The 13,439-nt window shown below is 45.0% G+C and carries 5 protein-coding genes and 2 rRNA genes; 5 read left to right on the top strand and 2 right to left on the bottom strand.

The window, feature by feature from the left end; genetic code table 11:
• Nucleotides 1-79 precede the first annotated feature (79 nt).
• Nucleotides 80-862, bottom strand: coding sequence for a glucose 1-dehydrogenase (locus WA1_RS14520; protein ID WP_017742467.1), 783 nt, complete (start codon nt 860-862; stop codon nt 80-82).
• Between the two features lie 171 nt (nt 863-1,033).
• On the opposite strand from WA1_RS14520, the gene WA1_RS14515 reads away from it, so the two are divergent.
• Nucleotides 1,034-1,369 carry a winged helix-turn-helix transcriptional regulator gene (locus tag WA1_RS14515; protein ID WP_272819136.1) on the top strand — a complete coding sequence of 112 codons (336 nt, stop codon included), beginning with the start codon at nt 1,034-1,036 and terminating at the stop codon, nt 1,367-1,369.
• Nucleotides 1,370-1,634: 265 nt separating this feature from the next.
• Here WA1_RS14515 and WA1_RS14510 read toward each other — a convergent pair whose 3' ends face one another.
• The gene (locus WA1_RS14510; protein ID WP_017742465.1) at nt 1,635-4,220 is read right to left on the bottom strand and encodes an adenylate/guanylate cyclase domain-containing protein; all 2,586 of its coding nucleotides are present in this window, start codon (nt 4,218-4,220) and stop codon (nt 1,635-1,637) included.
• A 271-nt stretch (nt 4,221-4,491) separates the two neighbouring features.
• Here WA1_RS14510 and WA1_RS14505 point away from each other — a divergent pair, with 271 nt between their 5' ends.
• The 4 genes from WA1_RS14505 (at nt 4,492) to WA1_RS14490 (ending at nt 13,243) form a co-directional block, all read left to right on the top strand.
• Nucleotides 4,492-7,596, top strand: coding sequence for a two-partner secretion domain-containing protein (locus WA1_RS14505; RefSeq protein ID WP_017742464.1), 3,105 nt, complete (start codon nt 4,492-4,494; stop codon nt 7,594-7,596).
• A gap of 167 nt (nt 7,597-7,763) precedes the next feature.
• The gene (locus WA1_RS52765; protein ID WP_017742463.1) at nt 7,764-7,895 is read left to right on the top strand and encodes a PAS domain-containing protein; all 132 of its coding nucleotides are present in this window, start codon (nt 7,764-7,766) and stop codon (nt 7,893-7,895) included.
• Between the two features lie 547 nt (nt 7,896-8,442).
• A 16S ribosomal RNA gene (locus WA1_RS14495) occupies nt 8,443-9,933 on the top strand.
• Nucleotides 9,934-10,376: 443 nt separating this feature from the next.
• A 23S ribosomal RNA gene (locus WA1_RS14490) occupies nt 10,377-13,243 on the top strand.
• The 16S and 23S rRNA genes sit together here, the layout of an rRNA operon.
• Nucleotides 13,244-13,439 lie beyond the last annotated feature (196 nt).

Genomic DNA, 13,439 nt, shown 5'->3' with positions numbered 1-13,439 from the left:
TTGAAAATGGCTGTAAAAAATCTCTCTTACAAGCTTTTACTCCTTCTACCTTCTGCCCTTTGGCTTCTGCTGTCTACCTTCATTGCTCTTGATAATTCCAGAGCAATCCACCATCAACAAAGAACGTCGTACCCGTCACATAATCCGACTCAGAAGAAGCCAGAAACGCCACAATAGAGGCAACATCTTTTGGTTGTCCCAATCGTCCCAAAGGAATGTTTTTTACGAGTGCTCCCAACTTTTCTGGATTGTTCAAGAGTTTAGTATTGATGGGAGTTTCAATTGCTCCTGGAGCGACGTTATTGATGGTAATCCCATAGGGAGCCAGTTCAACTGCCAAATTACGAGTGAGCATTTTCAAGCCACCTTTGCTAGCACAGTAAGCCGCAAAGTGAGGAAAAGGCAATTCTTCATGTACGGAACTGATGTTAATAATTTTGCCCGGTTGCTTTGTTTCAAGCCGATGTCTTACAAATGCTTGGGTGGCAAAGAAAACTCCTTTGAGATTCACGTTCATGACAGCATCATAATCGGCTTCTGTCACATTCCAAAAGTCAGCGTTCTTCTCAATGCCTGCATTGTTTACCAAAATATCTAGCTTCCCGAAGTGAGAAACACTGTCTGCAATCATGCGTTGCACGTCGGTGACTGTTCCAGTATCTGCTTGAATTGTAAATCCATCAACCATTTGGCACTGACCACCTGCAGCCTTTACCTTCGACAAGGTTTCTTTTGCTCCTTCGGGATGCGATCGGTAGTTGATGACGATACTTGCTCCTTCTTCTGCCAGACGAATGGCGATCGCCTGTCCAATTCCCTGACTGCTACCTGTAACCAGCGCAACCTTTCCTTGCAGTTTCATAATTTGTTCCCGTGACTCTAACGTTGACTTGAATCAGAGCAGAACTAAATGTAATGAAGGCTTTTGACAGATCTATATTTTGTGAAAACTCGAGGATCGTGTTTTACATTAGTTACTATAAGTGACCTAGCGGAAATGGAAAAGTAGGTACTTGGAAGTAACTAAGTAACGATGGAGAAACCACCGATGCAACCTGCTGAAAAATCAAAGGGCTGTCCCTTGACTCCCCTAGTGGCATTGCTGACAGGACCTTGGACTCTGCACATTATTTGGACGTTAAGTACTCAAGGCCCAACTCGCTTTGGGGTATTGAAACGTCAGGTTGAAGGAATTTCATCAAAAGTTCTCACAGAACGGTTACGTATGTTGGAAGAGGCAAAAGTGATTTACCGCGATTACAAACCAACTATTCCACCGCAGGTAACTTATAGGTTGACGGAACGAGGAGAAGATTTACACATCGTTATGACACAACTTAATACGATCGCCCATAAATGGTATAACTAATGTCCGGCACCGACTTCAAAAATCGGGTTTCTTACAAATTGTGCAATATGTAAGCCTTGAGTTTTCGTCTAAAAATGCAGTTTTTTTTGTCTTCATAGTAATTAATAACGAATTGAGAAGCCCGATTCTGAAAATTAGTAGATTGCACCGCGAAAGATAATCTCAAATTGAAAAAAGAATGTGACAGATAGTTGAGTGAGATTAACTTTATGTAAAGCATTCTCAATCGAAAATCCAAAATCCAAAATCCAAAATGGTATGGGTTTTATTTTTCCTTAAAAGTCCACACACCATCATCCCAATCCCGATCGCATGGTGGTTTTTGCAGCCAGTGTTGACAGCGCTGTATATGTAACATTGCTGCTTGGTCTTTGCTGTCAACTTTTAAGACTTTAGCAAATTCTTTTCTGGCAAGCTTGAAGTCACGATTGATATAATAATGGCGACCTTGGTGATAATACTCAATAACTTGTAGTTTATCACTACAAATTGGATCGGAACGCAAACCAATCAGCTCATAGATAGCAACTGGCTCATTTCTACCTTTGACACGAATGTAATCTAGTTCTCGCGCCCACACTTGATCTTTGCAAGGATTATAAGTATTTTCACTGACAATAATGTCACATCCGTACTGCTTGCTGACACTTTCCAATCGCGAGCCAAGGTTGACGCCATCACCGATGGCAGTAAATTCCATCCGTTTGCTCGAACCAATATTACCGCTAATCACGATATCGGAGTTGATCCCAATCCCAATATTAATTGTTGGTTTGTTAGTGAAATGACGGCGGGCATTAAATTCTCTCAACCGATGGCGCATTTCTATGGAAGATTGTACTGCCATCCAAGCGTGTTCGTGTAAAGGCAATGGAGAACCATACACAGCCATTATGGCATCACCAATATATTTATCGAGCGTGCCTTTGTACTGAAAAACTGCCTCTACCATTGATTCAAAATATTCGTTCAGCATACTGACTACTTCCTCTGCTTCTAAATTTTCTGTCAGAGTGGTGTAGCCTCGAATATCTGAAAATAAGATGGAAACTTCTTTGCGATCGCCTCCCAATTTTGCATCGTCTAATTTCAGCAATTCTTCTGCTAATTCCTGAGTCATGTAGCGGTACATAGTACTTTTGAGCCGCTTTTCATCACTGATATCATCCATGACTACTAACGCCCCCCGGACTTGTTTGCAGTCGCTGGCATCAGCAATTGTATTGATTGACAAATTGATACTGTTCTGATCTTCATTAGAAGTCAGCAGCGTTCGATCTGGATAGTACTGTTCGCGGTACTTTAAATCAGCTGTATTTAAAGCTGCTTGACACCACTTGCGAAAGTCACCTTCTTTAATATTGATAACTTCGCTAACAAGTTTACCTTCCAAGCGTTCTTCTGGTTTCAAACCAAGTAAACGCTTGGCACTTTCATTGGCAATAATAATTTGACCTGCTTTATCCGTGGAAATCACTCCATTGGAAAGACTGCGGAGGATATCTCGCTGTAGTTGTTCTTGCTGTTTAACCATGGCAAATAATTGGGCATTTTGCAGCGCGACTCCTGCTTGAATGTTAAAAGCTTCCATAAACTCTTCATCATTGCGATCGAAGCTTGCTTGGAAGCATTCAGGAGCGTTCGGCCAATTAGCATGGCGATCGGGGAGAAAATCTCCTGGTTTCTTTTTATTCACTAGCTGAGTGACGCCAATCAAATCTCCATCTGCATTAAAAACTGGCATACAAAGCAAGCTACAGGTACGATAACCATTTTGTTGATCTATTTGTTTGGCTGTCTCGGAGTCTGGATTGTCATATAGGTCAAAGGGAATATTGAGCGTTTTGCCAGTTGCAGCGACTATACCTGCAAAACCTTTGCCAATGGGTACTCGTAATTCTCTAGCAGAACCGTCATCCTGAGTAATTTTTGTCCACAATTGCCCTGCTTCGCGGTTTACTAACCATAGGGTACTGCGATCGGCATTCATCAGTTCTTTTGCTTCAGCCATCACCCGCTTGAGGGTATCTTCTAAGTCAAGACTGCTTTGACTGAGGGACTTAACTGCTTTCATTAAGGCAGCTGCAGCTCTTTGTTTTTGAGTTGCTATGTAAAAGGAACGAGAAGATTCTAAAATCAGCCTAATGGAGGGGGCAAATTCTTGAAATAACTGCTTGTCAGCTTCTGTAAAGCCTCTCATGTCAATACGTTCTGACAAAGGCGCATCTGGAGCATTAGGAACTCTTAATTTATTTAACAATTGTACAACTGCGACAAGTTGCCCGTCTTCATTCACCAGTGGCAACGCTAGCATAGTGTACGTGCGGTAGCCTGTTCTTGTTTCCTGTTCTTGAGCAAATACCGAGCGGGGATCGTCGTAAAAATCAAAAGGAATATTAACAACTTTTTTGTAGGTGGCAACTTCACCAGCGATCCCCTTATCGGCTGGGATGCGAATTTCTAAAGACCGATTGCCCTCTGTCTCTGCCACAATAGACCACAGTTCTTGCTTTTCCTCATCTAGTAAAAAAATTGTCGTGCGATCGGCACCCAGTAACTCCCCGGTTTTTAGGGTGATGGAATGTAGCATTTCTTGCAGAATTGTTTCAAATCCCTGAGAATCAAGCATAGACAGGGTTTGATTAACAATCCGTAGTTTTTGTTCAACTTCGGTAACAACCTGCTTAAAAGTATCCTGAGTTAAGGGCGCAAGGAAGGTAGATATTGTTCCTTTGCGTTTGGCAAGAGCACCCACTGCTGCAGCATTACGCTGCATAGCGTGGCTTTCGTGATTTGCAACACCAATAATTAGATCGGCGGTAGCACCGCAACCACGTTGATGAACTGACATAACTGACTTTTGTTATAGAATTTGACTTTAGCAATGTTTAACAATGGCATTTAATGTATGTAAGTGTTGCTACAAGCAAACAAACAGAACATAACATATTCCACAGTGTAATCTTTTATCAAGCCAGCGTCATCTTCTATAGTCAGGAGTTAAGAATTGAGAGGTAAAAATTTAAAACTCATAACCTAAATTTCATCCTTAAGGGGGTTGCATAAAAAAAATAGTGCTTCATTCTTATACAATTCTCTTTCACATAGTTAGGAGGCTCGCAATGTTGGGATCGGTTTTTCGTGGGTGGTGCTGGCGCGGCGCTTATGTGACACTTGTGAATGGGTTAATCGTGGGAGGTACTATTGCTTTCGCTGAAAGTTTTGCATTGGCTCAAAGTCATATAGTCCCAGATAACTCTTTGGGTACCTCAAATTCTATAGTGACTCCCAATGTTGATATTAAAGGAGTTCCAAGCGAAGAAATATCAGGCGGGCTCATCAAAGGAACCAACCTCCTGCACAGCTTTCAGGAATTTAATATTGACGCGGTTCGTGGAGCTTACTTTACTCTTCCAAACGGTGTTGAGAATATTTTAACTCGCGTCACAGGCGCAAACCCCTCTCAAATTCTGGGGACTCTTGGTATTGCAGGGGGTAATGCCAATCTGTTTTTCATGAATCCTAATGGTATTTTTTTTGGTTCTACAGCCCGTTTGGACGTAATGGGTTCATTTGTCGGAACAACTGCAAATGCTATCCGTTTGGGTAATGGGGACATTTTCAGCGCTAAACCAACAGAGCCTTTGCCAACCCAATTGTTAAGCGTTAATCCTAATGCCTTTTTATTCAATCAAATTTCCAATCAAGCAATTGGCAGCATTCAAGTGAATGGGGCATCTCTGTCAGTTAGGGAAGGCAAGAGTTTGATACTTTTAGGTGGCAATGTGAGTTTAAATACTGCTAATATCCAGGCGTTAGATGGTCAAATAGAACTTGGTGGATTAGCAGTTACAGGAACAGTAGAGCTTTTGGGTAGCGCTAATCAATTTAATTTGCGTTTCTCAGAGAATATACAGAAATCAGATGTATTACTTACTAATATGGCAAAAGTTGAGGTAACTGGTAAGGGTCAGGGTAGTGTAGCAATTAATGCTCAAGATATAAATATTTTTGGGGAGAGTCTGATTTCTACAGGCATTAGATCGAGATCCCGTGCAGAAAGTTCAACTTCACGAGATGTTACATTAAATTCCACAGGTACTGTGAAGGTAAATCAGAACAGCCAGGTTAGAAATGTTGTAGAAACTAATGCGATTGGTAATGCAGGCAACATTACTATTAATGCGAGTAAAGTAGAGGTTACTGGCGGGCAAATTCGCACCCGTACTTTAGGAAACGGTAATGCAGGTAACATCAATATTAAGGCTGGTGAGATTCTGATAGATAATCCATTGTATGAAAGTGTCCCTCGTAACAGGAGATCGGATGATAAACCTGCAATTGATGCAAGTAACTTTAGTAATAACTCTACTACAGGAAGAGGACGTAGTGGGAACGTATCATTGGAAGCCAATGGCTCAATCGTTTTAATTGGGCGAGGCGAAGGAGCAGTGTATGATAATAAGGTGATTTCTACTTACACAACTAATGGGGGTCGAGGTGGAAGTGGAAATGTATCAATTAAAGCCAACGGTTCCATTTCTTTAGAGAATGCGTTTATTGTCACCAGCAGTTTTAACGGAAATGCAGGAAATATCTTACTGCATGGTGATGAGTCTCTCTCCTTAACAAACAATAGCGCTCTTGTCGCCACAAGTTTTATCAAAGGGGATTCTGGAAGTATCACATTAAAGTCTTATGATTCAGTCTTAATAAAAAGCAGCTTAATTTCCGCGAATATTGGTGCTACTGAAAACTACCTTCCAGCCGAAGGAAACGCTGGCAACATATACATATCTGGGAAGTCTGTTTTTGTAACTGCTGGCTCGGAATTGACAACAAAAAATGCTTTAGGTGGTAATGCCGGTGATATTCAAATTGATGGCATAGATACAGTAGAAATTTCTGGCAGAATACCGGATTTATTCTCTAACAAGAATCGTTCATCAACAGCAATATACAGCACTTTGATGACAACGACAGAGAAAAATGCTGGCGGGCAGGCAGGCGATATTAGTGTTAATGTCCCGAATGGAACTTTACGCGTGGCAGATGGCGCGAGTTTAAGGGCAGAAAGTCAGGGGAATTTTAAAGGTGGTACGATCGCTGTGAATGCGAAGAGAGTTGAATTAACTGGGGGTGGAAAACTTCTCACAAGTGCTTCTAAAAGTGGAGATGCTGGTAATATTACCATTATTGCAAGCGATCGCATTGACATCTCAGGTAGCAATCCCAATTTTGACAAAATTTTTAACCAAACAGCAATTGAAGACGGGGATAAAGCAGAGGCAGAGATTAGACTTGGTACTGTTGGTGGTGCTAGTGGGATATATGCCAGTACTTCTGAAATGTCTACTGGAAAGAGTGGAAATATTAATTTGACAACTGGAAAGTTGAGTGTCCGAGATGGCGCACAAGTTAGCGTTAGTAGCGGTCAAAAAGATGCAGGCAATTTAGAAATCCAAGCTCGCTCGGTATTTTTAGATAATGGGGGGAAATTACGAGCTGCAACTGCATCTAGTGAGGGTGGAGATATTAAATTGCAAGTGCAAGATGTAATTCTAATGCGACGCCAAAGTCAAATATCTGCTAACGCAGGAAGTAATGGGAATGGAGGTAATATTACCATCAATATTCCTAATGGCTTTATTGTTGGTTTCTCTAATGAAGATAGTAACATCATTGCTAATGCCCAACAAGGTAAAGGTGGTAGAATCACAATTGTAAGTTCTGGAATTTATGGATTGGAAAATAGGTCCAATCTCACATCTCTAAGTGACATCAACGCTAGTTCAGATTTTGGATTAGATGGTACGGTTCAAATCGATCTTCTTAGCATCGATCCCAATTTAAGACAAATTGATTTACCAACTGAAATTGTTCATACAAGGCTGAGTCAAAGCTGTCAAGACATGACAGCGCAAGAAGAAAGCAGATTTGTTATTACTGGACGTGGTGGTTTGCCGTCTAACCCTTACGGAATACTTAATAATGAGACGGCGATCGCAGATTGGATTACACTCGCTCCTAATAACCAAGTATCTCCAACTTCAACTACAGTCAGCCGTTATTCCGACGATTTGCTGGCAAAATCTATTGTGGAAGCTACGGGATGGACAATTAGTCCTCAAGGAGAAATTATTTTGACTGCATCTACATCTACAATTGCGCCTTTGGGGTCTCAATTGAGATCTTCTGGTTGTGGAACCTCATCATTAACTTTCTAGAGCGCCGATCTAGTAGTTAAAAAGGGGCAAAAAACCCGGTTTTTCTCTTGAAAAGCTAGATATCTTGTATGCTCAACTCGAAGAAACCGGGTTTTTGTGATTAGTGGGTCGATGCTCTAGTAGATTATGAATATTTGTATATTTTATGAAATTTTGTAAAAAAGGAAATGTGGGCAACAATTTCTCGCGGACGGGTTTGGAAAGATGAAATCAAAAACCGTGCTAAAGACGGAACATATTACTGGGTAGATACAACCATTGTGCCGTTGTTGAACGCTGACGGCAAACCATATCAATAAGCGGATATGCAGATAGCGAAATTCTTGCGGAGGTAGAAAAAAGCGGTGGAGTTTCAGCGTTCTTGTCCAAACCTTTCACCGCCAAGGAACTGATGCGAACTCTTTACAAGGTCAAGATTAGCTGATGCAATTTTTTCCCTTAAACGACTGCTTTACCCTGAAAAGACTTACACACGACGCGCTAGGGCACGTCTCTACATTGTTTTTCATCAGATATATAATTAGTTTAAGTGGGAAAGCGAAAAAATGTATAAACCTTGCAACTACTAATGGCTATGGCTTTCAAGCTCCTCCGAAAGGAAATTTCAAAAAAGTTAGAGAAAACCCTTGACAAACACAAAACGGGTTGTTATCTTGGATAAAGTGTGAAGCGAGAGGAAACGCCGCGTCACACAACCGAACCACGATAAATCAATAGTTTGGAAGCCAAGCAATTTAAAACCTCGTCAAGAAATTAAGTTGCGGGTAAAAACCCAAAACAAAACAAAAATAAGAAGCCAAGATGTCAAGACATACCTGAGTATGGTTTGACCGAAAAGAACACTTCAAAACGGAGAGTTTGATCCTGGCTCAGGATGAACGCTGGCGGTATGCTTAACACATGCAAGTCGAACGGAACCTTTAGGGGTTTAGTGGCGGACGGGTGAGTAACGCGTGAGAATCTGGCTTCAGGTCTGGGACAACAGTTGGAAACGGCTGCTAATACCGGATGTGCCCATGGGTGAAAGGCTTGCTGCCTGAAGATGAGCTCGCGTCCGATTAGTTAGTTGGTGTGGTAAGAGCGCACCAAGACGGCGATCGGTAGCTGGTCTGAGAGGACGATCAGCCACACTGGAACTGAGACACGGTCCAGACTCCTACGGGAGGCAGCAGTGGGGAATTTTCCGCAATGGGCGAAAGCCTGACGGAGCAATACCGCGTGAGGGAGGAAGGCTCTTGGGTTGTAAACCTCTTTTCTCAGGGAATAAAAAAATGAAGGTACTTGAGGAATAAGCATCGGCTAACTCCGTGCCAGCAGCCGCGGTAATACGGAGGATGCAAGCGTTATCCGGAATGATTGGGCGTAAAGCGTCCGCAGGTGGTTTATCAAGTCGGCTGTCAAAGCGTCTGGCTCAACTAGATAAGGGCAGTGGAAACTGAGAGACTAGAGTAAGGTAGGGGTAGAGGGAATTCCTGGTGTAGCGGTGAAATGCGTAGAGATCAGGAAGAACACCGGTGGCGAAAGCGCTCTGCTGGACTATTACTGACACTGAGGGACGAAAGCTAGGGGAGCGAATGGGATTAGATACCCCAGTAGTCCTAGCCGTAAACGATGGATACTAGGCGTTACGCGTATCGACCCGCGTAGTGCCGGAGCCAACGCGTTAAGTATCCCGCCTGGGGAGTACGCCGGCAACGGTGAAACTCAAAGGAATTGACGGGGGCCCGCACAAGCGGTGGAGTATGTGGTTTAATTCGATGCAACGCGAAGAACCTTACCAGGGCTTGACATGTCGCGAATCGGAGGGAAACTTTCGAGTGCCTTAGGGAGCGCGAACACAGGTGGTGCATGGCTGTCGTCAGCTCGTGTCGTGAGATGTTGGGTTAAGTCCCGCAACGAGCGCAACCCTCGTACTTAGTTGCCATCATTAAGTTGGGAACTCTAAGGAGACTGCCGGTGACAAACCGGAGGAAGGTGGGGATGACGTCAAGTCAGCATGCCCCTTACGTCCTGGGCTACACACGTACTACAATGCTATGGACAGAGGGCAGCAAGCATGTGAATGCAAGCAAATCTCACAAACCATGGCTCAGTTCAGATCGCAGGCTGCAACTCGCCTGCGTGAAGGTGGAATCGCTAGTAATTGCAGGTCAGCATACTGCAGTGAATTCGTTCCCGGGCCTTGTACACACCGCCCGTCACACCATGGAAGCTGGTAGTGCCCGAAGTCGTTACTCTAACCATTCGTGGAGGAGGATGCCGAAGGCAGGACTGGTGACTGGGGTGAAGTCGTAACAAGGTAGCCGTACCGGAAGGTGTGGCTGGATCACCTCCTTTTAGGGAGACCAACTTTTCAGTTTTGTAGTCATCAGTTCTCAGTGACCAGTGAAAGATGGTCACGGAGAACTGAGGAATCAGAGAAATTGAAGGGACATCCCAGGTCGTGCGAGGAAAAAAGGAAATTGGCTTTCAAACTAGAGATCGGTTCGTTCAGTGACTCCTGACCAGTGGAAAGAACTGGAGCCGGAGCACTGAAAAAATAGTGTTTGCAATGCACTTGAGGGCAATTCAAAGCTAAATCATCAATTCATCCGAGCGAATGGGAAGATTCAGCAACTTGTCTCCTCAAAGAGCAAGACTGCTGGGGAAAAAACCAGCCAGAACCTTGAAAACTGCATAGAGACGCGAAGAGTCAGTGACCAGTAACCAGTGACCAGTGAGAGATTGTTCTCAAACTGAGAACTGAGAATTGGTCGGTGAACTAGAGAAAGCCAAAAAGTGGTCAAGAGAATCAGGGCTAATGGTGGATACCTAGGCACACAGAGGCGAAGAAGGACGTGGTTACCAACGAAAAGCTCCGGGGAGCTGGAAGCAAGCATCGAGCCGGAGATGTCCGAATGGGGCAACCCAATAAACAATAGTAGCGAACCCAGTGAATTGAAACATCTTAGTAGCTGGAGGAAAAGAAATCAACAGAGATTCCCTGAGTAGTGGTGAGCGAAAGGGGAAGAGCCTAAACCAAATTGCATGCAGTTTGGGGTCGTGGGAAAGCAAGATCGAATCTAGCGGTTAGACGAAGCAGCGAAATACTGCACCAGAGAAGGTGAAAGTCCTGTAGTCAAAAACTCAAGGATAGTAGCTTCATCCCGAGTAGCATGGGGCACGAGGAATCCCATGTGAATCAGCGAGGACCATCTCGTAAGGCTAAATACTACTGTGTGACCGATAGTGAACAAGTACCGCGAGGGAAAGGTGAAAAGAACCCCGTCGAGGGGAGTGAAATAGAACATGAAACCGTTAGCCTACAAGCAGTGGGAGTCCGATTCAACGGATGACCGCGTGCCTGTTGAAGAATGAGCCGGCGAGTTATAGGTACTGGTAGGTTAAGTCACAGATGAAGCCAAAGCGAAAGCGAGTCTGAACAGGGCGTATGATCAGTATTTATAGACCCGAACCCGGGTGATCTAACCATGTCCAGGATGAAGCTTGGGTAAAACCAAGTGGAGGTCCGAACCGACCGATGTTGAAAAATCGGCGGATGAGGTGTGGTTAGGGGTGAAATGCCAATCGAACTCGGAGCTAGCTGGTTCTCCCCGAAATGTGTTGAGGCGCAGCGGTAACAAAAAAAACTGAGGGGTAAAGCACTATTTCGGTGCGGGCTGGGAGACCGGTACCAAATCGAGATAAACTCTGAATACTCAGTGGTAAAGTTACCAGTGAGACGGTGGGGGATAAGCTTCATCGTCAAGAGGGAAACAGCCCAGACCACCAGCTAAGGTCCCAAAATCATCTCTAAGTGGTAAAGGAGGTGGGAGTGCATAGACAACCAGGAGGTTTGCCTAGAAGCAGCCATCCTTGAAAGAGTGCGTAATAGCTCACTGGTCAAGCGCTCCTGCGCCGAAAATGAATGGGACTAAGAGATGTACCGAAGCTGTGGATTTCAGTGACCAGTAACCAGTGAACAGTGACCAGAAAGAAAAAAATGGTCACTGCTCACTGGTCACTGTTGAACTGAACTGGTAGGGGAGCGTTCCGTCTTCGGTAGAAGCAGTAGCGGCAAGCAGCTGTGGACGAGACGGAAGTGAGAATGTCGGCTTGAGTAGCGCAAACTAGGGTAAGAATCCCTAGCCCCGAAACCCCAAGGGTTCCAGAGGCAGGTTCGTCCACTCTGGGTTAGTCGGGACCTAAGGCGAGGCTGAAAAGCGTAGTCGATGGACAGAGGGTGAACAATCCCTCACTTTGAAGTGGGAGTCGGCAGAAGACGCATGAAAGATAGCAACGCCCTGAATGGATTGGGAGGTGTCTAAGGATGCCGAGTTGTGAAGGATAGTGCCAAGAAAAGCTCTGCTGATGATGAAAGCATCAAACCCGTACTCGAAACCGACACAGGTGGGGAAGTTGAGAAAACTCAGGGGCGCGAGATAACTCTCTCTAAGGAACTCGGCAAAATGGCCCCGTAACTTCGGAAGAAGGGGTGCCAGCGAGAGCTGGCCGCAGTGAAGAGATCCAGGCGACTGTTTACCAAAAACACAGGTCTCCGCAAACAAGCAATTGGAAGTATGGGGGCTGACGCCTGCCCAGTGCCGGAAGGTTAAGGAAGTTGGTCAGGAGGAAACTTTGAAGCTGACGACTGAAGCCCCGGTGAACGGCGGCCGTAACTATAACGGTCCTAAGGTAGCGAAATTCCTTGTCGGGTAAGTTCCGACCCGCACGAAAGGCGTAACGATCTGGATGGTGTCTCAGAGAGAGACTCGGCGAAATAGGAATGTCTGTGAAGATACGGACTACCTGCACCAGGACAGAAAGACCCTATGAAGCTTTACTGTAGTCTGGAATTGGGTCCGGGCTTGGCTTGCGCAGCATAGGTGGGAGGCGTAGAAGTATTCCTTGTGGGGAGTATGGAGCCAACGGTGAGATACCACTCTAGCGAAGCTAGGATTCTAACCCACGATTGTGAATCCAATCGGGAGACAGTTTCAGATGGGCAGTTTGACTGGGGCGGTCGCCTCCTAAAAGGTAACGGAGGCGCACAAAGGTTCCCTCAGCACGCTTGGAAACCGTGCGTTGAGTGTAAAGGCAATAAGGGAGCTTGACTGTAAGAGTTACAACTCGAACAGGGTGGAAACACGGTCTTAGTGATCCGACGGCGCAGAATGGAATGGCCGTCGCTCAACGGATAAAAGTTACTCTAGGGATAACAGGCTGATCTCCCCCAAGAGTCCACATCGACGGGGAGGTTTGGCACCTCGATGTCGGCTCATCGCAACCTGGGGCGGAAGTACGTCCCAAGGGTTGGGCTGTTCGCCCATTAAAGCGGTACGTGAGCTGGGTTCAGAACGTCGTGAGACAGTTCGGTCCATATCCGGTGCAGGCGTTAGAGCATTGAGAGGAGTCCTCCTTAGTACGAGAGGACCGGGAGGAACGCACCGCTGGTGTACCAGTTATCATGCCCATGGTAGACGCTGGGTAGCCATGTGCGGAGCGGATAACCGCTGAAAGCATCTAAGTGGGAAGCCCACCTCAAGATGAGTGCTCTCACTACTATAAGTAGTTAAGGTCACAGGTAGAACACCTGTTCATAGGCAGTCGGTGTACATACAGTAATGTATTTAGCCAAGCTGTCCTAACAGACCGAGGTCTTGACCTCTGTTCAGTGACCAGTGACCAGTGACCAGTGACCAGTGAAAAACTGAGTTATGGTTAATGTTCGCTGTCATGGCTTCAATTCGCGTTTCTGTGCAGTCTTCAGGGTTTTGATTGAGCGATCAGTGATGCGAAATCTTCACAGCGATCTGAGTAAACTTTCTTTACTGGTCACTGCTCACTGGTCACTGCTCACTGTC

This window comes from Scytonema hofmannii PCC 7110, from assembly GCF_000346485.2.
Taxonomy (GTDB): domain Bacteria; phylum Cyanobacteriota; class Cyanobacteriia; order Cyanobacteriales; family Nostocaceae; genus Scytonema; species Scytonema hofmannii.
Note: the sequence above shows the minus strand (reverse complement) of the source record. Positions and strands in the feature narration are given on the sequence as shown.

What these genes read in the sequence shown, in the direction of transcription:
- WA1_RS14520 (WP_017742467.1), bottom strand. Translation starts at nt 862, where the DNA reads ATGAAACTGCAAGGAAAGGTTGCGCTGGTTACAGGTAGCAGTCAGGGA.
- WA1_RS14515 (WP_272819136.1), top strand. Translation starts at nt 1,034, where the DNA reads ATGGAGAAACCACCGATGCAACCTGCTGAAAAATCAAAGGGCTGTCCC.
- WA1_RS14510 (WP_017742465.1), bottom strand. Translation starts at nt 4,220, where the DNA reads ATGTCAGTTCATCAACGTGGTTGCGGTGCTACCGCCGATCTAATTATT.
- WA1_RS14505 (WP_017742464.1), top strand. Translation starts at nt 4,492, where the DNA reads ATGTTGGGATCGGTTTTTCGTGGGTGGTGCTGGCGCGGCGCTTATGTG.
- WA1_RS52765 (WP_017742463.1), top strand. Translation starts at nt 7,764, where the DNA reads ATGTGGGCAACAATTTCTCGCGGACGGGTTTGGAAAGATGAAATCAAA.